The sequence below is a fragment of the Pseudomonas sp. MOIL14HWK12:I2 genome, assembly GCF_000510745.1.
GTDB classification, from domain to species: Bacteria; Pseudomonadota; Gammaproteobacteria; order Pseudomonadales; family Pseudomonadaceae; genus Chryseomonas; species Chryseomonas oryzihabitans.
Map to the genome: position 1 here is coordinate 41,909 of NZ_KI783313.1, position 20,561 is coordinate 62,469.

Annotated in this window: 15 protein-coding genes and 1 pseudogene; 9 read left to right on the forward strand and 7 right to left on the reverse strand. The window is 66.6% G+C overall.

Going from position 1 to position 20,561, the window contains the following annotated elements; translation table 11 throughout:
- Positions 1-18: 18 nt before the first annotated feature.
- Entirely contained in the window at positions 19-1,029 is a 1,011-nt protein-coding gene (locus tag PSK12I2_RS0116560) for a bile acid:sodium symporter family protein (protein WP_027599217.1), read from the reverse strand.
- Positions 1,030-1,105: 76 nt separating this feature from the next.
- Between PSK12I2_RS0116560 and PSK12I2_RS0116565 the strand changes: the two genes are divergently transcribed.
- A complete protein-coding gene (locus PSK12I2_RS0116565) occupies positions 1,106-1,900 on the forward strand; it encodes a helix-turn-helix domain-containing protein (protein WP_007161837.1) in 795 nt (264 codons plus the stop codon).
- Here the strand turns inward: PSK12I2_RS0116565 and PSK12I2_RS0116570 are convergent, their stop codons facing one another.
- From PSK12I2_RS0116570 to PSK12I2_RS0116595, 6 genes are all read right to left on the reverse strand, one after another.
- Positions 1,901-2,557, reverse strand: coding sequence for a glycosyltransferase family 2 protein (locus PSK12I2_RS0116570; RefSeq protein ID WP_027599219.1), 657 nt, complete (start codon positions 2,555-2,557; stop codon positions 1,901-1,903).
- A complete protein-coding gene (locus PSK12I2_RS0116575) occupies positions 2,554-3,141 on the reverse strand; it encodes a trans-aconitate 2-methyltransferase (protein ID WP_077173015.1) in 588 nt (195 codons plus the stop codon). The genes PSK12I2_RS0116570 and PSK12I2_RS0116575 overlap by 4 nt, the downstream gene beginning before the upstream one ends.
- Positions 3,142-3,149: 8 nt before the next feature.
- Positions 3,150-3,911, reverse strand: coding sequence for a PIG-L deacetylase family protein (locus PSK12I2_RS0116580; protein ID WP_256203990.1), 762 nt, complete (start codon positions 3,909-3,911; stop codon positions 3,150-3,152).
- Positions 3,899-4,909: an acyl-CoA dehydrogenase gene (locus tag PSK12I2_RS0116585; protein WP_371100801.1), complete on the reverse strand. Its 1,011-nt coding sequence runs from the start codon at positions 4,907-4,909 to the stop codon at positions 3,899-3,901. Before PSK12I2_RS0116585 ends, PSK12I2_RS0116580 begins: the two co-directional genes overlap by 13 nt.
- A gap of 117 nt (positions 4,910-5,026) precedes the next feature.
- On the reverse strand, positions 5,027-7,594 hold the full coding sequence (gene ligD, locus PSK12I2_RS0116590; RefSeq protein WP_027599223.1) for a DNA ligase D: 2,568 nt from the start codon (positions 7,592-7,594) through the stop codon (positions 5,027-5,029).
- An 11-nt stretch (positions 7,595-7,605) separates the two neighbouring features.
- A complete protein-coding gene (locus PSK12I2_RS0116595) occupies positions 7,606-8,481 on the reverse strand; it encodes a Ku protein (protein ID WP_027599224.1) in 876 nt (291 codons plus the stop codon).
- A gap of 143 nt (positions 8,482-8,624) precedes the next feature.
- Between PSK12I2_RS0116595 and PSK12I2_RS0116600 the strand changes: the two genes are divergently transcribed.
- The 8 genes and pseudogenes from PSK12I2_RS0116600 (at position 8,625) to PSK12I2_RS0116630 (ending at position 20,555) form a co-directional block, all read left to right on the forward strand.
- A complete protein-coding gene (locus PSK12I2_RS0116600) occupies positions 8,625-9,614 on the forward strand; it encodes an XdhC family protein (protein ID WP_027599225.1) in 990 nt (329 codons plus the stop codon).
- Between the two features lie 2 nt (positions 9,615-9,616).
- Positions 9,617-10,099, forward strand: a pseudogene (locus PSK12I2_RS25280) (NTP transferase domain-containing protein); the annotation flags it as partial.
- Positions 10,100-10,264: 165 nt separating this feature from the next.
- A complete protein-coding gene (locus PSK12I2_RS25285; protein ID WP_027599226.1) occupies positions 10,265-10,774 on the forward strand; it encodes a CinA family protein in 510 nt (169 codons plus the stop codon).
- Entirely contained in the window at positions 10,771-11,601 is an 831-nt protein-coding gene (gene nadE, locus PSK12I2_RS0116610) for an ammonia-dependent NAD(+) synthetase (RefSeq protein ID WP_027599227.1), read from the forward strand. The genes PSK12I2_RS25285 and nadE overlap by 4 nt, the downstream gene beginning before the upstream one ends.
- A 456-nt stretch (positions 11,602-12,057) precedes the next feature.
- Positions 12,058-14,061 carry an alpha-1,4-glucan--maltose-1-phosphate maltosyltransferase gene (locus PSK12I2_RS0116615; RefSeq protein ID WP_027599228.1) on the forward strand — a complete coding sequence of 668 codons (2,004 nt, stop codon included), beginning with the start codon at positions 12,058-12,060 and terminating at the stop codon, positions 14,059-14,061.
- Between the two features lie 133 nt (positions 14,062-14,194).
- Positions 14,195-17,524 (forward strand): maltose alpha-D-glucosyltransferase, encoded by a 3,330-nt coding sequence (gene treS, locus PSK12I2_RS0116620; protein WP_027599229.1) that lies wholly within the window; start codon positions 14,195-14,197, stop codon positions 17,522-17,524.
- Complete coding sequence (gene glgB / locus PSK12I2_RS0116625; protein ID WP_027599230.1) at positions 17,521-19,740, forward strand: 1,4-alpha-glucan branching protein GlgB; 2,220 nt, start codon at positions 17,521-17,523, stop codon at positions 19,738-19,740. The genes treS and glgB overlap by 4 nt, the downstream gene beginning before the upstream one ends.
- An 89-nt stretch (positions 19,741-19,829) precedes the next feature.
- Complete coding sequence (locus PSK12I2_RS0116630; RefSeq protein WP_027599231.1) at positions 19,830-20,555, forward strand: polysaccharide lyase family 7 protein; 726 nt, start codon at positions 19,830-19,832, stop codon at positions 20,553-20,555.
- Positions 20,556-20,561: the final 6 nt, after the last annotated feature.

Genomic DNA, 20,561 nt, shown 5'->3' on the forward strand with positions numbered 1-20,561 from the left:
GCCTCGCCACCGCGGGGATCACTTCGCCACGGGGGCCGCCGCCACGGGCGCGGCCTCCACCGTCTCGCGCCTGGCGTAGCGCTGCGCCAATACCGCGCAGACCATCAGCTGGATCTGGTGGAACAGCATGATCGGCAGCAGCACCGGTCCCATGGTACTGCCGGCGAACAGCACCTTGGCCATGGGCACCCCCGTGGCCAGGCTCTTCTTGGAGCCGCAGAAGACCACGGTGATCTCGTCTTCCTTGCTCATGCCCAGCAGCCGGGCGCTGTAGCGCGTGGCGAGCAGGACCAGGGTCAGCAGGGTGGCGCAGATGAACACCAGGCCCACCAGCGACAGGATTGGCGTCTCGCGCCACAGGCCTTCGATGACCGCGGCGCTGAAGGCGGTGTAGACCACCAGCAGGATGGAGCCCTGGTCGACGAACTTGAGCTTGCCCTTGTGGCGATCCACCCAGTGGCCGATCACCGGACGCAGCAGCTGGCCGGCGACGAAGGGCAGCAGCAGCTGGACGCAGATCTTGACGATGGCATCCAGGGTGCTCTGGCCGTCCGAGCCGCCGTGGGCGTCCAGCAGCAGCCGGACCAGCAGTGGGGTGAGGAAGATCCCGAGCAGGCTTGACAGGGACGCACTGCAGACCGCGGCCGAGACATTGCCGCGGGCCATGGAGACGAAGGCGATGGACGACTGCACCGTGGCCGGCAGGGCGCACATGAACAGCACGCCGAGATAGAGCTCCGGCGTCACCAGCGGAGCCAGCAGCGGCTGCAGCGCCCAGCCCAGCAGCGGAAAGCTGACGAAGGTGAAGGCGAACACCAGGAGGTGCAGGCGCCAATGGGTGATGCCGGCCACCAGTGCCTGGCGCGACAGCTTGGCGCCGTGCAGGAAGAACAGCAGGCCGATGGCGATGTTGGTGACCACGTTGGCAATCTGGGCGGCGAGGCCCTGGCAGGGCAGCACGCTGGCCAGGATCACCGTGGCGACCAGCAGCAGCGTGAAATTGTCGGGCATCAGGCGGGGACGAGCCATGGTCTCTCTCGGGTTGTCTGCGGATAGCCCCAAGGCTATCGTCTCCTGACCTAGCCGACTAACGCGAAAAGCCCCAATGATGTCGTCAAACGGACAGTCTGCGGTCGAACGCCCCGTGCCCGAACTCGCGCACCTGCCGCGGCGCCTCTATGCCCGCGTGGAATCCCTGGCCCAACCGGCCTGGACACCCTGGCACCGGCATCCCTGGGGCCAGCTTTCCTATGCCATCAAGGGGGTGCTCACGGTGACCACCGCCGAGGGCAGCTATGTGGCACCGCCGCAGCGGGCGGTGTGGATCGCCGCCGATGTCGAGCATCAGGTGCGCTCCTCGCCTAGGGCGGAGATGCGCAGCCTCTATGTCGGGGCCGAGGCGGCGCCCTATGTGGGCGAGCGGTGTCGGGTGGTGGCGGTGAGTCCGCTGATTCGCGAATTGATCAAGACCTTCAGCGGCTTCGCCCGGGAATATGACGAGGCGGGGCCCGAGGGAAGGCTGGTGTCGGTGATGCTGGATCAGTTGCAGGCGGCACCCGAGGTCGGACTGTCGCTGCCGGCGCCCCAGGATGGCCGGCTGCGTCTGCTGTGCGAGGCCCTGGCGGCCAATCCGTCGGACGATCGCACCCTGGCGCAGTGGTCGGGGGTGCTGGGCGCCTCGGAAAAGACCCTGAGCCGGGCGTTCCTGCGCGATACCGAGTTGACCTTCAGAACCTGGCGCCAGCGGTTGCGCCTGATCAGCGCCCTGGAACGCCTGGAACAGGGCGCTGCGGTGACGGAGGTGGCGCTGGATTGCGGCTACAACTCCCCATCGGCCTTCATCGCCGCCTTTCGCCGGCAATTCGGCGCGACGCCCGGGGCCTTCGCCCTGGGCGTTTAGTCAGGCAGTGGCGCCGAGCAGGCTCAGGTAGTCGCCGAAACCGCCGCGGGCCCGGCAGTCCAGGCGCGAGCTGGTGCGCACCCGCACGCTGTTGCTCCAGGCGATACGCGCACCCTGGGTCTGGAGCGCGGTAACCAGGGTCACGTCCTCGTCCACCGTCATGGACGGAAAGCCGCCGGCCTGGAGATAGGCTGCCGTGGAGATGCCGAAGTTGGCGCCGTGAATGTGCTGATGGCCTTCGCGGTCGTGATAGGCCGCCTCGTAGCGAGCCCTGAGGCCGGGGGAATGCGGGGTCCAGTCGTCCACCTCCACCACGCCACAGACGGCATCGGCGCCATAGGCGAGCTGGGCGGCGAACCAGTCCGGCGCCACCTCGGAGTCGGCATCGGTGCAGGCCAGCCAGCGGGCGCCCAGCTGGATCAGGTGGGCAGCGCCGGTCGCCCGGGTCAGGCCGACGTTGCAGGCCCAGACTTCCAGGGCAGTGACCGGCAGCCGGCGAACGATGTCGGCGGTGCCGTCGGTGCAGCTGTCCAGCACGATGACGACCTCGACGGGTTCACCTAGCAAGGCCGGATGCCGCGCGGCGCGCAGGACCGATTGCAGGCAGCGTTCGACGTGTTGCTCTTCGTTATGGGCGGGTATCACGGCACCTATCATAGAAGCTGCTCCCGGCGGGCGACGGAGGTGGGGTCGGAAGACCAGAGGGTGAGGAGGAAATCGGATTCTTCGAGGTGGCTCAGGCGATGCAGGCCGGGCAGGGCGGCCATGCGCTCATGAACCTGGTCGCCGGTCAGGGCGCAGCCTTCGATGGGATGGCGCCAGTGACAGCCGAGCAGTACCCCTCCGGGCAGCAGCGCGCTGTGGGCGCGATCCAAGAGGGCAGCCAGGCCGGGCTCGCCGAGGTAGTAGCCGATCTCGCTGATGACGATAAGATCGAAGGCGCCGGCCGGCCAGGCGTCCGGCAGCAGCAGGTGATGCACCTCGACATGAGCCTGATCGGCCAGGCGCTCGCGAGCGGTGGCGACCGCGGAGGCATTGCCGTCGCTGACCAGCAGCCGCTCGCAGCGCTCGGCCAGCCGCCGGGACAACTCACCGGTGGAGCAGCCAGGCTCGTAGCCGTGGCTGTAACGACGGTGCGGCAACATGGCCAGGGTCAGATCGCGCTTGCGCGCTTCGTACCAGCGATGGCGGTAGTCCCAGGGATCGTCGCTGCTGGCGTACAGCGAATCGAAATAGCTCATGGAGACGGTCACGTCAGATAGACCTCCCAGGCACGGGTGAGACGGGCCACTACCGCAGGCGGCAGGATGGGTCCCTGTCCCGTGCTCGTGTCCTCGGTCAGCTGACTGCCGAAGGCATTCACCGCGCGCTTCTTCAGCGCCAGGACGTCTTCCTCCAAATCCAGGCGCCGCGCCCGTTCCCAGGGCACGCGTGGATCGCCCGGGGCGGCCCAGTGCCAGGTCCAGACCGGCACCTCGATGCAGCGGGCACCGCGCAGGCGGCAGGCTTCCACGGCGGCGCGGCCGGTCGCCTCGTGATCGGGATGGCCATCCAATCGCCAGGTGGCGAAGACCACGTCTTCCGGCGTAAGGATTTCCACCAGCCGCCGCTGCAGGGCGGCTTCCTGCTCGCTCACCTGGCCATCCGGTATCGCCAGGCGGGTCACGGTGGCGCGCTCCAGATGCAGGCGGCGCAGGGCTTCGCGGGTCTCCAGTGGACGGGTATTGCGCAGGCGGGTGGCCGGCCAGAGGGTGGATTGCGGATGGCTGCCATCGCCGTCGGTGACCGCCACCAGTGCCAGACGACGCCCCAGCTCACCCAACTGGCAGAGCAGGCCGCCGCAGCCGAGGATCTCGTCGTCCGGGTGCGGGGCGACGACTACGGCGCGATGGCCGGGCGGGACCAGTTGCGAGGCTTCGATTGGCGGCATCTCGGCGAAGCCGGACCACTGCAGCCACGCCTCGGGCGCGGTGCCAGCTCCTTGAATCTGACGATCGCCTACAGTTGCCAAGGGGCACCCTCCAGCAGATTGAGGTCACCCAGCACCGCCAGGTCGCGTTCGGCGTGACTCTGGCGCAGGTAGACGGGGAGGTCCGCCATGTGGCGGGCGCAATAGGCGTCGCGGCACAGCGGCGCGGCGCCAAAGGCGCGGCCGGTATGGCGGATGACGATTTCGGCGCACTGCTCGACCAGGGCCCGCAGCTGGCAGACGGGATAACGGGCGTCCGCCTCGGGGTTGAGGTCCAGCCACTCGGCGGCCTGGCGCAGTGCAGTGGCGGCGCCGAGCAGGGCGGCGTCCACATGGCCCAGGTGAGCGAGGGCATGGGGTTCGCGATGACGCTTGCAGTGAGCGCGCAGGGTATCGGCCAGGGCGGTGGCGGAGCCATACCAGCAGGCCGCGATACCGCCGCCGCCATGCCAGAAGCCGGGACGCTGCAGGTAGCGACCGGGCGCCCCGACCAGCACGCCGGCGGCCCCGTCGAACAGCACGTCGACGCTACCCGTGTGCTGCATGCCGATGGCCCGCCAGCCGTCCTGGGTGACTTCGACGCCGGGTTGCTTCATTTCCACCGCTACCAGCATCGGATGATCGTCCATCCAGGCGGTGACCAGGGCGTGACTGACCAGGGAGGCGCCGGAGCACCAGGACTTCCGGCCGTGCAGGGTGACCACGCCGTCGGCGCTGTAGCGCACCAGCAGGCGGGCATCGGGCGGCTCGGCGGCCCAGACGCCCCAGAGGCTTTCGGGCGGCGCGTAGCCCTCCAGTTCGCTCAGGATGGCCAGGGCATCGGTGTGGCCTTCGTACAGCTTGACCAGGCCCAGGTCATGATGGGCGACCTGGGCCAGGGCGCGCCAACGGTCCAGGGTCTGACCCTGGCCGGGCAACGGCAGGCGGTCGAGGTCGCGCTGGTTGAGAATCTGGAGTCGGTGTTGCAGCAGTGCGGGAGTGACCTCGTCATAGGCCCACTCGTCCAGGGTGTCCTGGAGGCTATCCAGATCGATCGACATCGGCTCCATCCCGTGGCTGGCGACGGCGCTGTCCACGACAGCGCTCGTTAGTGCAGACCACGGGCAGCGATAAGGGGTTTCGCTTAGGCGGTACGCTTGCCGACGGCAGGCGCATCGCTACGCTACGCCGAGCCGCTTGCGCCGCGCTGCGGTAAGGCTCTGGCGTATCTCGGCATACCCGGCCCAGGGGTCGTCCTTGAGCCCTTCGAGGCGTTCCAGTAGGGAGTCGAAGCGCCATTGGTCGCTGGCCTCCAGGGTCGCCAGCTCATCCCGGGCGATGGGTACCGAAACGCCGAGGTGGGGACGGGCGCGCAGGGAAAAGGCGCTGACCGTGGTGGCGCCATGGCGATTGCGCAGGTAGTCGACGAAGATCTTCCCCTGGCGATTCTGGGCGCCCATCTTGGCGGCGAAGAGTTTGGGCAGGGTGTTGGCCAGGTGCTGGGCCGCGGCCTGGGCGAAGGCCTTGACGGTGTCCCAGTCCTGGCGCCGATCCAGCGGCACCACCAGGTGCAGGCCGCGACCGCCGCTGGTCTTGACGAAGGCCTGCAGCTCCAGCTCGTCGAGCAGGGTCAGCACCAGCCCCGTCGCCTCCAGCATGCGCGACCAGGGCAGGGCGGGATCAGGGTCGAGATCGAGAATGAAGCGGTCGGGCCGGTCGATGCGGTCGGCGGTGGCGTTCCAGGTATGGAGTTCCACCGTGCCCATCTGGGCCGCGCCGATGAGGGCCTCGCGACTGTCGATGACCATCAGCGGCGCATGCCCCGGGTCCAGTGCCGGATCGAGTTCGCGGATATGGGGGATCGCCAGGGTCTGCTTGTGCTTCTGGAAGATCTGCTCGCCGGCGATACCCTCGGGCGTCCGGACCAGGGCCACGGGTCGGTCGGCCAGGTGCGGCAGGATCCAGTCGGCGACGGCGGCGTAATAGCCCGCGATGTCGAGCTTGCGAGCGCCGCTGGCTTCGTCGATGACCCGTTCGGGATGACTGATGCGCACCCCGGCGACGGTGGCGTCCTGCTGCTTGCCCGCAGACGGGCGGCGTGCTGCGGACGGGCGCGGCGCCTCGGCCTCGCGGGCTGGTGTCGCCTCTTCCAGGCCGATGCCCTCGGCCGGCTTGTCATCGCGCAGGCCGTGGAAGACACCCTGGCGGACGATGCGGTCCTGGGTCAGCTCGGCATAGGCGATCTCGCACAGCTGCTCGGGCCGCAGCCAGGTCACTTCGCGATAGGCGGCGCCCTTGGGCGGATCCACCACCGGCGGCTCATCGACGATCAACGGCTGGAAGCGGGCGTGCAGCTGCTTGAGCACGGCCGCGGTGAAGCCGGTACCGACCTTGCCGGCATAGTGCAGCTGGCCCTGGTCATCGTGCAGCGCCACCAGCAGCGCGCCCAGGTGCTGGCGGCCGCCCTTGGGCGGGGTGTAGCCGACGATGATGAATTCCTGGCGGTGGGCGCACTTGAGCTTGATCCAGTCCTTGTTGCGCCGCGAACGGTAGGGGCTACCCAGGCGCTTGCCGATGACCCCTTCGAGCCCGAGTTCGCAGGCACTGGCCAGGATGCGATCGGCCGGCACCTCGAAGGCGGCGGAGAAGCGCAGCAGCTCGCTGTCGTTGCTCTCTTCCAGCAGCTTGCCGAGCAACTCGCGGCGTTGCTCGACCGGCACCTCGCGCAGGTCCGCGCCATTGAGATAGGGCAGGTCGAACAGGTAATAGGTGATGCGGGTCGCCTTGCCGGTCTCGAAGGCATTCTGCAGCGCCTGGAAGCTGGAGACGCCTTGGGCGTCGTTGACCACGATCTCGCCGTCCAGCCAGGCGTTTTCCAGGCCCAGCGCGGCCAGGGCCCTGGCCTGCTCTGGCAGGCGCTCGGTCCAGTCGTTGCCGCTGCGGGTGAAGAGGCGCACCTCGCCGCCCTCGATATGGGCGAGCAGCCGATAGCCGTCGTATTTCACCTCGTACAGCCAGTCGCCGGCCGGCGGACTGTCGACCAGGGTGGCCAGCTGGGCTTCCAGGATCTCGGGCAGCTTGGCCTTGCGCGCCTTGGCGGTGGGCTGGCGGGTCGGCGTTTTGGTCGCCTTGGCTTTGGCGGAGGTTTTGCCCTTGGCCTTGGACTGCGCCAGCCGAGGCAGGGTCTTGTCGCTCAGCACGCTGTCGGGTTCGGCAGCGGTCACCTCGTAGTCGGCGGTGTCGCGGGCCTGGTCGTCGCGCTCCTTGATCAAGAGCCACTGCGGCTTGTCGCTGTGGCCCTGCAGCCGGGTGCGCACCAGGGTCCAGTGACCGCGCAGCTTTTCACCCCTGAGTTCGAACTTGAGCTTGCCCGCGGCATAGCCTTCGGCGGCATCGCCATCCGCCTCCCACTCGCCACGATCCCAGACGATGACATCGCCGGCGCCGTACTGGCCTTCGGGAATGCTGCCTTCGAAACTGCCGTAGGCGAGGGGGTGATCCTCCACCTGCACCGCCAGGCGCTTTTCGCCGGGATCGAGGCTGGGACCCTTGGGCACCGCCCAGCTCTTGAGGGTGCCATCCAGCTCCAGGCGGAAGTCGTAGTGCAGGCGGCGCGCGTCGTGCTTCTGGATGACGAAAGTCAGGGCCCCCTTGGCCTTGCGCCGGCGGGAGCTGCCGTCGTCACGCGGCTCGGCGGTGATGTCGAAGTTGCGCTTGCGGTTGTATTCGCTGGTCGAGCTGGCCATGGCGGCGCTCCTCACTTGGCCTTGCGGGTGCGGCTGGCGGCAGGGCTACGCCGGGTGGTCGAACGGCCGGAGCTCTTGGACTTGGGCGTCTCCTTGGCCATGTCCTTCTTGCCACCCAGGCTGCGGCGCAGCAATTCGGTGAGGTCGATGACGTCGGCGCCGCTGTCCTCGGCTTCGGGCTCCTCGGCGACGGCTTCGAGCTTGCCGTCCTTGAGCTTGCGCTCCACCAGCGCCATGACGTTGTCCTTGAAGGTGTCGTGGTACTGCTCCGGGTCCCATTGCTCGGTCATGTCGTCCACCAGGCGCTGGGCCATGTCCACTTCCTTCTTGCTGACCTTGGCGTCCAGCCCCTCGAGCCCGACGTCTTCTGCGGACCGCACCTCGTCGGCCCAGCGCAGGGTGTTGAGCACCAGGGCATCGCCCAGCGGCATGATCACCGCCAGGTGCTGCTTGGAGTGCATTACCAGGTTGGCCACGCCCACCTTGCCGGCGGCGCTCAGGGTGTCGCGAAGCAGGGCATAGACCTTTTCGCCGTTCTTGTCCGGCGCCAGGTAGTAGGGCTTCTCGAAGTGCAGGATGGAGATCTCTCGCGCCTCGACGAAGGTGAGGATGTCGATGGTGCGGGTGGCCTCGGGCAGGGCGTTGTGGATCTCGTCTTCGCTGAGCACCACGTACTTGCCCTTGCCGTGCTCGATGCCCTTGACGATGTGTTCGCTGGGCACCTCCTTGCCGGTGGTCTTGTTGATGCGCTTGTAACCCACCGGGTCGAGGCTGCGTTCATCCAGCCAGTCGAAGTCGATGCCCGATTGCCGGGTCGCCGAGACGACCGACACGGGGATGTGCACCAGGCCGAAGCTGACGGCGCCTTTCCAGATCGAGCGGGGCATGGACGTTCTCCTCTTGGGGTGTCCCCTATGGATAGGCCGGCGATCCACCGGGTTCCGCCCTGGGGAACCCCGCTCCGCTGTTGGGTTCTACCCCCGGAACGACGATTTTGCCGTCGCAGGTGCAAGGTAGAGAGGAGCAGGGCGTGGACAGTGTCGATCAAGAAGTTTTGCGCATGACCCTGGCCTGGCGACGGGCAGGGCATGGCGTCAGCCTGTTCACCGTGGTCCAGACCTGGGGCAGCTCGCCGCGGCCGCCGGGCGCCATGCTGGCCCTGCGTGACGACGGCCAGGTATGCGGCTCCGTGTCGGGTGGCTGTATCGAGGACGACCTGATCGCCCGGCTGCACGCCGGCCAGTTCGCTGGCGAGCGTCCGGAGGTCATCACCTATGGCGTCTCGGGTGACGAAGCCGCCCGCTTCGGACTGCCCTGCGGGGGCACCCTGCGCCTGGTCCAGGAGCAGGTCGGTGACTGGCGCTGGGTCGAGCAACTGCTGCAACGCTGTGACGACCACGAACTGGCCCTGCGCGAGCTGGACCTGGCCACCGGCGAGGTGCGGATCTCCGGCACCACCCGCGACGAGCCGGTCGTCCTGGACGAGCACTGCCTGCGCCTGGTACACGGACCGCGTTGGCGGCTGCTGCTGATCGGCGCCGGTCAACTGTCGCTCTATGTCGCCGACATGGCCGCCATGCTCGATTTCGAGGTGCTGGTCTGTGATCCCCGCGAGGAATTCCGCCAGGGCTGGGAGACGCGCCAGGCGCGTTTCATCCCGGGCATGCCGGACGATGCCGTGCTGGCGATCCGCCCGGACGAGCGCACCGCGGTGGTGGCCCTGACCCACGATCCGCGCCTGGATGACCTGGCGCTGCTGACAGCGCTGCAATCCGACGCCTTCTACGTTGGCGCCCTGGGTTCGCTGCGCAACAACGACCGGCGGCGGGAGCGGCTGCTGCAGCTGGAGGTGCCGGTGGCGGCGATCAATCGCCTGCACGGGCCCATCGGCCTGCACATCGGCAGCCATACGCCACCAGAGATCGCCCTGTCGCTGCTGGCGGAGGTGGTGGCGGTCAAGAACGGCATCGCCCTGACCCAGAAGAAGCGCGCCCTGGTGGCGGTGGAGCAGGTCGCCTAGGGATGCCCGGCATTCAGGTGCTGATCCTCGCGGCGGGTGCCGGAAGCCGGTTCCGCGCCGTCGGCGGAGGCGACAAGCTGCAGGCCATCTTGCCCGGTCCGTCCGAGCTGACGGTGTTGCAGGCGACCTTTCGATTGTGGCGAGGCCTGGGTCTGCCGTGCCTGGCCGTGGTATCGGACAGCGCCCCCTGGCGCGCCGCGCTGGCGCGGCAGGAAGGCCTGGCGGTACTCAGCCTGCCCACCACCGGCATGGGCGACAGCCTGGCCGCGGCCGTGCGAAGGACGCCCGAGGCGTCCGGCTGGCTGGTCGCCCTGGGCGACATGCCCTTCGTGCAGCCCGCCACGGCCCGCCAGCTGCTGGAGCTGCATCATCCCGAGCGCATCGTCGTCCCTGCTTACCAGGGCCGGCGCGGCCATCCCGTGCTCTTTGGTCGGAATTTTGCCGCTGCGCTGGGCGAACTCACGGGCGACGAGGGAGCGAAACGGCTCCTGCGCGAGGGTTCGGTACTAGAGCGGGAGATCGCGGACGCCGGTATCCATCGCGACATCGACACGCCCGCCGACCTGGAAAATACCCGGCAACTGACCCGAGAACTTCCCCATTTCGCCGTTCTTCCAACGGAGGAGAACTGCTTTTGGGGACACGCACTCATGAACAAAATCGAGTCCATGCTGGACTATCTCAAGACACGCGAACTGCAACTCACCACGGCCGAATCCTGCACGGCCGGCAAGGTGGTGGGATTGTTGTCCGAGATACCCGGCAGCGGCAGCTGCATCGAATCCGGTTACGTCGTCTATTCGCCCGAGGCCAAGCAGCGCCTGCTGGGCGTCAGGCCGGAAACCATCGAGCGGCACAACCTCACCAGCGAGGAAGTGGCGCGGGAGATGGCTGCTGGCGCCCTGCGCGACAGTCCGGCCCAGGTGGCCATCGCCAATACCGGGCTGGCCGGACCGGGCGGGGCGGACGGCATTCCCCAGGGGACCGTCTGTTTTGCCTGGGGCTACCGCGTCGGTGACGACATCGTGCTCTATTCTGAAACCCAGCATTTTTCTGGCGACCGTGAGGCCGTGCAGTTGGCGGCGGCCCGGCACAGCCTCGGCGCCGTGGTGCCCTATCATCAACGTCTCGAACGCGAATCAGAGGAGAACGCCCGATGACCGAAGCCCTTCAGCGCGACATCATCCAGGCCCTGCAGGTACCCGAGCATTTCGATCCGGCCGAGGAAGCGGAGCGTCGCATCCAGTTTCTCAAGGACTATCTGCTGAACAGCCGCCAGGAAAGCTATGTGCTGGGCATCAGTGGCGGCGTGGATTCCTCCACGGCCGGTCGCCTGGCCCAGCTGGCGGTGGAGCGGGCGCGCGAGGAGAGCGGCAATGCGCGCCTGAGATTCATCGCCATGCGCCTGCCCTATGGCGTACAGCGTGACGAGGCGGATGCCCAGCGCGCCTTGCAATTCATCCAGCCCGACGAGACCCACACCGTCAACATCAAGCCGGCCAGCGACGCCATGCTCGCCTCGGTGCGCGAAGCCCGCGTGGCCTTCGATGACGAACTGCACGAGGATTTCACGCTGGGCAACATCAAGGCGCGCCAGCGCATGATCGCCCAGTACGCGGTGGCCGGCGCGCGCCGGGGTCTGGTGATAGGCACCGACCACGCGGCGGAAGCCCTGATGGGCTTCTATACCAAATTCGGCGATGGCGCCTGCGATCTCACGCCCCTGCATGGTCTCAACAAGCGGCGGGTGCGGGCGGTGGCCGAATGGCTGGGCGCCCCGAACGAACTGGTGCACAAGGTGCCGACCGCCGATCTGGAATCCCTGTCGCCCGGCAAGGCCGATGAAGATGCCTTTGGCATCACCTACGCCGAGATCGACGATTTTCTGGAAGGCAAGGCGGTGAGCCCGGCCACGCTGGAGATCATTCTCAATACCTACCGGCGTAGTGCCCACAAGCGCGATCTCCCCTATACGCCTTATCAGTGAAATCATGGGGTTATAGATCGTAGCTCAAGTGGTTTATCGAATATTGGCTTGAGGGCGATCCTTACTCCGGCTTGCGCTACGGTGCTCTTCAACAAGCACCGTAGCGCTGGTCAATAAGTTAGAGATAGCTTCATTTATTGACTTTAAGTAACTGATATTTATGGGCTTTGGCCGGTTTTACGTGCCTGTCGTTCATTGCGGTTTGGCTGAACTTTTGCGCGTCGTCGGCGCTCAGACTCTTTCAGACACACCCGCGTGAGTGCTTCCGGTTGCAGTAGAGCCGCGGCTGTCTGGAGTGGCATCCCTAGGGGTGTCACTACGGGTTACCGATTCCCTTGAGGGGTTCGGCCAGCCGGGCCTCTTTGGCGGCAAGCCAAGCAGTAGCGGGTCCATGACCAAGGTCGCAGCGCTTGCGCGTTGCGACCTTTCACGCGTCCCAAGATGGAGTCAGGCTCGATGTCGAACACCGATCTCCCCGGTTCTTTTTCCACGCTTTCCCTCGATCCCGCTACCGCTGCCCAGACCCCGCGCATCGCCATAGAGTCGGTCACGCCGGCCGTGGACAATGGCCAGTTCGCCGCCAAAGGCATCGCCGGGCGCGTCGTCGAGGTGACCGCCAAGATCTTCGCCGATGGCCACGACAAGCTGGCGGCCAGCGTGCTCTGGCGTCAGGAGGGCGAGGAGAACTGGCAACAGGCTCCCTTGACCCTGGAAACCAACGATCTCTGGCGCGGCCGCTTCACTCCGCCCGCGGTGGGTCGCTACGAATTCTTGGTCCAGGCCTGGTGGGATGTCTGGGGCACCTATCGCTACGAAATCGAGAAGAAGTACGCCGCGGGTGTGGGGCTGAACCTGGAATTGCAGGAAGGCCGCATCCATGTCGAGCAGGCCCTGTCCCGCGCCGAAGGCGAGCAGCGCGGTCCCCTGGAGGCGCTGCTGCAGCGGCTGGACCAGGCCGGCAGCGAGGGCGACAAGGTCGCCGTGCTCCTGGCCGGCGAGGCCAGCCAGGCCATGGCGCCAGTGGATGCCTATGTTCACCTGACCCACAGCATCGAATACCCGCTGGACATCGAGCGCCTGCGCGCCGAATTCGCCAGCTGGTACGAACTCTTTCCGCGTTCCATCACCGACGACCCCCAGCGTCATGGCACCTTCCGCAACGTGATCGGCGAATTGCCGCGCGTACGCGACATGGGCTTCGATGTGCTGTATTTCCCGCCGATCCATCCGATCGGCCTGGCCCACCGCAAGGGCAAGAACAACACCCTGGGGGCGGGCGCGGACCAGCCGGGCAGTCCCTATGCCATCGGCAGCCCGGATGGCGGCCATGACGCCGTGCATCCCGAGCTGGGTACCCTGGACGACTTCCGCGCCCTGGTGGCGGCGGCTGCCGACCATGGCCTGGAGGTCGCCCTGGACTTCGCCATCCAGTGTTCGCCAGATCACCCCTGGCTCAAGGAGCATCCGGGCTGGTTCTCCTGGCGGCCGGACGGCTCCATGCGCTATGCGGAGAATCCGCCGAAGAAGTACCAGGACATCGTCAACGTCGATTTCTATGCCAAGGATGCCGTGCCGGATCTCTGGCTGGCGCTGCGCGACGTGGTCTGGCACTGGGTGGAGCAGGGCGTGAAGATCTTCCGCGTCGACAACCCCCACACCAAGCCGCTGCCCTTCTGGGAATGGCTGATCGCCGATATCCGCGGTCGTGACGCCGATGTCATGTTTCTCGCCGAGGCCTTTACCAAGCCGGCCATGATGGCGCGCCTGGGCAAGGTCGGTTACAGCCAGAGCTACACCTACTTCACCTGGCGCAACACCAAGGCCGAGCTGACTGAATACTTCACCCAGCTCAACGAAGCCCCGCTGCGTGACTGCTACCGGCCGAACTTCTTCGTCAACACGCCGGACATCAACCCGGGCTTCCTGCAGACCAGCGGCCGGCCCGGCTTCCTGATCCGCGCCGCCCTGGCCACCATGGGCTCGGGCCTGTGGGGCATGTACGCCGGCTTCGAACTCTGCGAGGGCGCGCCGCTCACGCCGGGCAAGGAGGAGTATCTGGATTCGGAGAAATACGAGCTGCGCCCGCGCGACTTCTATGCCCCCGGCAACATCATGGGCGAGATCGCCCAGCTCAACCGCATCCGCCGGCAGAACCCGGCGTTGCAGACCCACCTGGGGCTGAAGATCTACAACTGCTGGAACGACCAGATCCTCTATTTCGGCAAGCGCACCGACGACCTGGGCAACTTCATCCTGATCGCCGTCAACCTGGATCCCTTCAACGCCCAGGAAGGCCACTTCGAACTGCCGCTGTGGGAGCTGGGTCTCGACGACCACGCCACCACCTACGGCGAGGACCTCATGACCGGGCACCGCTGGGCCTGGCACGGCAAGACCCAGTGGACGCGCCTGGAGCCGTCGATGCCCTTCGGCATCTGGCGCATCCAGGCGGGCCACTAGCGCTACCTCGGGCGGCACGGGCCAGGCGGTGCGGACAGATCCGCACCGCCTGGCCCGGCCGTCATCACTGCCGGGCGGCAAGGACGACCGGTACACGCATTCGATTCAGACGCCCTGTTAAGGACCTGACGACATGGCAAAACCCAATAAAGCTCGTTCCCGCAAACCCGCTGCCTTCATCGACGATCCGCTCTGGTACAAGGACGCGGTCATCTATCAGGTGCACGTCAAGTCGTTCTTCGACTCCAACAACGATGGCATCGGCGACTTTCCCGGCCTGATCGAGAAGCTCGACTACATCGCCAGTCTGGGCGTCAACACCATCTGGCTGCTGCCGTTCTATCCCTCGCCGCGGCGCGACGACGGCTACGACATCGCCGAATACCGCGGCATCCACCCCGACTACGGCACCATGGCCGATGCCAAGAGGTTCATCGCCGAGGCCCATGCCCGTGGCCTGCGGGTGATCACAGAACTGGTCATCAACCACACCTCCGACCAGCACCCCTGGTTCCAGCGCGCCCGCCGCGCCAAGAAAGGTTCGGCGGCACGCAACTTCTACGTCTGGTCCGATGACGACCAGAAGTACGACGGCACCCGCATCATCTTCCTCGACACCGAGAAGTCCAACTGGACCTGGGACCCGGTCGCCGGCCAGTACTTCTGGCACCGCTTCTATTCGCACCAGCCGGACTTGAACTTCGACAATCCCCAGGTGATGAAGGCGGTGATCTCCATCATGAGGTACTGGCTGGACATGGGGGTCGACGGCCTGCGTCTGGACGCCATCCCCTACCTGGTGGAACGCGACGGCACCAATAACGAGAACCTGCCCGAGACCCACGCGGTGCTCAAGGAAATCCGGGCCGAGATCGACGCCAACTATCCCGACCGCATGCTGCTGGCCGAGGCCAATCAGTGGCCGGAAGACACCCAGCTGTACTTCGGCGATGGCGACGAATGCCACATGGCCTTCCACTTCCCGCTGATGCCGCGGATGTACATGGCCATCGCCCAGGAAGACCGCTTCCCCATCACCGACATCCTGCGCCAGACCCCGGAGATCCCGGCCAACTGCCAGTGGTCGATCTTTCTGCGCAACCACGACGAACTGACCCTGGAGATGGTGACCGACCGCGAGCGGGACTATCTGTGGAACTACTACGCCTCGGATCGCCGCGCGCGCATCAACCTCGGCATCCGGCGCCGTCTGGCGCCCCTGCTGGAGCGCGACCGTCGGCGTATCGAGCTGCTCAACAGCCTGCTGCTGTCGATGCCCGGCACCCCAACGATGTACTACGGCGACGAAATCGGCATGGGTGACAACATCCACCTGGGCGACCGCGACGGCGTGCGTACCCCGATGCAGTGGTCGGTCGACCGCAACGGCGGCTTCTCCCGCGCCGACCCAGCCAGCCTGGTGCTGCCATCGATCATGGATCCGCTCTATGGCTACCAGGCGATCAACGTCGAGGCCCAGTCCCGCGATCCCCATTCGCTGCTCAACTGGACGCGGCGCATGCTTGCCGTGCGCAAGCAGCAGAAGGCCTTCGGTCGCGGCACCCTGAAGATGCTGTCGCCCACCAACAGACGCATCCTGGCCTACCTGCGCGACTTCACCAACGCCCAAGGCGAACACGAGACCATCCTCTGCGTGGCCAACGTCTCCCGCGCCGCCCAGGCGGTGGAACTGGACCTGTCCAGCTTCGCCGGCCAAGTCCCGGTGGAGATGATCGGGGGCAGCGCCTTCCCGCCCATCGGCCAGCTGCCCTACATGCTGACCCTGCCGCCCTATGGCTTCTACTGGTTCTACCTGGCCGGCAACGAGCAGATGCCCGCCTGGCACACCGAGCCGCCAGCGCCAATGCCCGACTACCAGACGGTGGTCATCAAGCGGCACCTGCAGGAATTGCTGGAGGGCGAGCCGCGCCGCATCTTCGAAGAGGTGCTGCCGGTCTATCTGCCCAAGCGTCGCTGGTTCGGTTCCAAGGACGAAGCCATCACCAGCGTGCGCCTGGACTATGCGGCCCAGATCAACACGCCCAAGCTGCCGGTGATGTTCAGCGAGGTGGTGGTGACCAATGCCAAGGGCGAAGAGCGCTATGCACTGCCCCTGGGCTTCCTCGCCGAAGAGGACCAGCACTGCAGTCCGCTGGCCACCCAGCTGGCCCTGTCGCGCATCCGCCACGTGCGGCGCGTGGGCCTGGTGACCGATGCCTTCGCCCTAACCAGCTTCGTCCATGGCGTGTTTGACGCCTTCCGCAAGGGCGCCAGGATCGCTTCGCCGTCCGGCGAGCTGAGCTTCGAGGTCTATGACCAGCCCGAGGACTTCGCGCTGGATCCGGACATCGAGATCAAGCACCTGGGCGTCGAGCAGTCCAACAGCTCGCTGATCGTCGGCGACCACCTGATGCTCAAGCTGATCCGCAAGGTGGCGCCGGGCATCCATCCGGAAGTGGAGATGGGGCGCTACCTGGCCCAGGCTGGCTTCGCCAATATCGCCGCGACTCATGCCGTGGCCCAGCGCATCGCGCCGGATGGCACGCCGCACGTGCTGATGCTGGTGCAGCAGCACATCCACAACCAGGGCGATGCCTGGACCTGGAGCCTGGACGGTCTGGATCGCGTCACCCGCGATCTGCTCAGCGGCGGCATCTCCGATGTGGAGAACGAGTTCACCGCCATGGGCGATCTGGCGGCCTTCGCTGGCGTGCTGGGCAAGCGCCTGGGCGAGATGCACCTGGTGCTGGCACAGCCCACCGAAGACGCGGCCTTCGCGCCCGAAACCGTGGACGCCCAGGCGGCCAAGGAGCTGGCGCACCGCGTTCGCCTCCAGGTGGACGGTGCTCTGGACACCCTGCAGGGCATGAGCGACAAGCTCGATGCCACCGGCAAGGGGCTGCTGCAGGGTCTGGTCGGCAAGCGCGAAGCCCTGGCCAAGCGCATCGAGGCATTGGCCGCGGATGTCGAAGGCGGTCTGCGCATCCGCGTCCATGGCGATCTGCACCTGGGTCAGGTGCTGGTGGCCCAGGACGACGCCATCCTCATCGACTTCGAAGGCGAGCCGGCGCGGTCGCTGGAAGAGCGGCGCGGCAAGTACGGTCCGCACAAGGATGTCGCCGGGGTGCTGCGCTCCTTCGACTACGCGGCGGCCATGGTCACCCAGTCGAGCAACGCCGGCGCCGATACCTCGGAAGAGCATCTACAGCTGCGTGCCAAGGCGGCGGAGACCTATCGCAATGCCTCCTACGCGGCCTTTCTGGAAGGCTATCGCGCTGCGGCGGCCGGTATCGGCCACCAGTGGGGCGAGCGCGGCGAGCAGGCGGCGCTGGATCTCTACAGCCTGGAGAAGGCGGTGTATGAGATAGGCTACGAGGCTGCCAACCGACCCACCTGGATCAACATCCCGCTACGTGGCGTCGCTGCCATCGTCGAGACCCTCTTGTCCGGAGCCCGCGCATGACCGATCACAACACCGCTCCCGTCGCTCCCCTGGACGACGCCCGGCTCTCGGCTGCCGAAGCCGAGTCGCTGGCCCGCGGCGAGCACGGCAATCCCTTCGCCGTGCTCGGTCCCCATCCCGATGGCGAGGGCGTGATCGTCCGCGCCTTCCTGCCCAACGCCCTGGGCGTGGAGCTGGTCGATCGCGTCAGCGGTCGGCCCCTGGCCCAGATGCAGCCGGGGCGGGTGCCCGGGCTGTTCGTCGCGCGGCTGGAATACGCCGCGCCCTACAAGCTGGTCATTCGCTGGCCCAGTGGCGTGCAGGAAACCGAGGATCCCTATTCCTTCGGTCTGCTGCTGGGGGAGACCGACCTCTATCTGTTCAACGAAGGCCGCCACCGCAACCTCGGCGAGGCCTTTGGCGCCCAGCGCTGCCAGGTCGACGGCGTCGAGGGCGTGCGCTTCGCGGTCTGGGCCCCCAATGCCCGCCGCGTCTCGGTGGTCGGCGACTTCAACAGCTGGGACGGCCGCCGGCTGCCCATGCGCCTGCGCGCCAACAGCGGCGTCTGGGAGCTGTTCGTGCCGCGCCTGCCGGTCGGTACTTCCTACAAGTACGAGATCCTCGGCCAGCACGGCGTACTGCCGCTCAAGGCCGATCCCATCGCCCTGGCCGCGGAATTGCCGCCGCGCACTGCCTCGGTGGTGGCCGACAACAAGCCCTTCACCTGGCACGACCAGGACTGGATGGCCCGCCGCCGCGAACTGCAGGGTGTAGAAGCGCCGATCTCGGTCTATGAACTGCACGCCGGGTCCTGGCGCCGCGAAGGCGGTGACGAGGGGCGCCAGTACAACTGGCGGGAACTGGCCGAGCGCCTGATTCCCTATGTCCGCGAGATGGGCTTTACCCATATCGAGCTGTTGCCGATCATGGAACACCCCTTCAGCGGTTCCTGGGGCTACCAGCCGCTCGGCCAGTTCGCGCCCACCTCGCGCTTCGGTACCCCGGCGGATTTCGCCGCCTTCGTCGACGCCTGCCACCAGGCCGACATCGGTGTCATCCTCGACTGGGTGCCGGCGCATTTCCCCACCGACGAACACGGCCTGGCTCGCTTCGACGGCACCGCGCTGTATGAATACGAGCATCCGTTCGAAGGCTTCCACCAGGACTGGAACACCTACATCTACAACCTGGGGCGCCATGAGGTGCACGGCTTCATGCTGGCCTCGGCCATGCACTGGCTCAAGCACTTCCACATCGACGGCCTGCGGGTGGATGCCGTGGCCTCCATGCTCTACCGCGACTATTCGCGCAAGCACGGCGAGTGGATCCCCAACATCCACGGCGGTCGCGAGAACCTGGAAACCATCGCCTTCCTGCGTCACCTCAACGAGGTGGTCCACGAGGAGGCGCCGGGTGCGCTGGTGATCGCCGAGGAATCCACGTCCTGGCCGGGTGTGAGCGCACCGGTCAGTGAAGGCGGCCTGGGCTTCGACTTCAAGTGGAACATGGGCTGGATGAACGACACCCTCCACTATGTGGAAGAGGATCCGGTCTATCGCCAGTACCATCACCACCAGATGACCTTTGGCCTGGTGTACGCCTGGTCCGAGCGCTTCATGCTGCCCATCTCCCACGACGAGGTGGTGCACGGCAAGGGCTCGATGATCGAGAAGATGCCAGGGGACGTCTGGCAGAAGTTCGCCAACCTGCGTACCTACCTGAGCTTCATGTGGACCCACCCGGGCAAGAAGCTGCTGTTCATGGGCTGCGAGTTCGGCCAGTGGCGCGAGTGGAGTCATGACCGCGAGCTGGACTGGTTCCTCCTGGAGCACGGCACCCACCGCGGTGTGCAGCAATTGCTGGCCGATCTCAACCAGCTCTATCGCCATGAGCCGGCACTGCACGAGCGCGACCACCTGCCCGAGGGTTTCGACTGGGTGGTCGGCGACGACAATGGCAACAGCGTCTTCGCCTGGTTGCGCAAGGATGCCCAGCAGCGGCCCTTGCTGGTGATCGCCAACTTCACGCCGGTACCGCGGCATGACTACCGGGTGGGCGTGCCCTCGCTGGGCCATTGGCAGGAGATCTTCAACAGCGACGCCGAGCGCTACGGTGGTTCCAACCTGGGCAACGGCGGTGGGGTGAACGCCGAGGAGATCGGCGCCCATGGTCAGCCGGCCTCGCTGAATCTGCAGTTGCCACCCCTCGGTGTGCTGGTGTTCAAGCCGCAGGGCTGATCCGGGAGCGTCCCGCAAGGGACGCGCTGCGCTGACAGGCATCCCCGTTCTGGGCGATGCTTGTCAGGCATCTGGCAACCGAGAGCACCATGATCGATCTCGCCGAATGGAATCTGACGGTTCCCGTACCCATGCCCGTGGCCCAGGTACAGACCGCCGAACTCAACAGCAGCGCCTTTCGCAGCCCCTATCTCATGCGTGGTGAGGGAGGGTCGCTGCTGTTCTGGGTCCCCGTGACCGGTACCCCGCAACCCTTCAACAGCTATCCCGCCACCGAGTTGCGCGAAACGCGTCCGGATGGCAGCGCCTATGCCTGGAAGTATCGCGAGGCCGATGCCCTGCTGCAGGCCGAAGCGGCGGTGCAGCAGGTGCCCTCACGCCCCGAGGTCATCATCAGCCAGATTGAGGACCAGACCGCCGCGCCTGAAGCGTCCCAGGCACTGTTGCAACTGGTCTACCGTGTGGAAAGCGCGGCCACTGCCAAGGGACAGGTCGAGCAGGGCCAACTCATCGCCCGGTTGCGGGAAAGCCCCACCGACAGTCCCAAGGACGTCATCCTGCTGGAGCATCTACCGCTCAACAGTCGCTTCAGCTATGACATCAAGCTGGCGCGTACCGGGGTGCTCACGGTACGTGCCCATGGCGCCGGTTCGCGCAATGGAGACCTGGGTCTGCAACTGGACAGCGCCTGGAGCAGCCATCACCTGTATTTCAAGGCGGGCGCCCGCTTGCGCGATGGGGAAGGGCCCGCCACCGAGGGCGGGCGTGTGCTGTTCTACCGGCTGATTTCCATGCACCAGCCCAATAACAGATAGAGCACG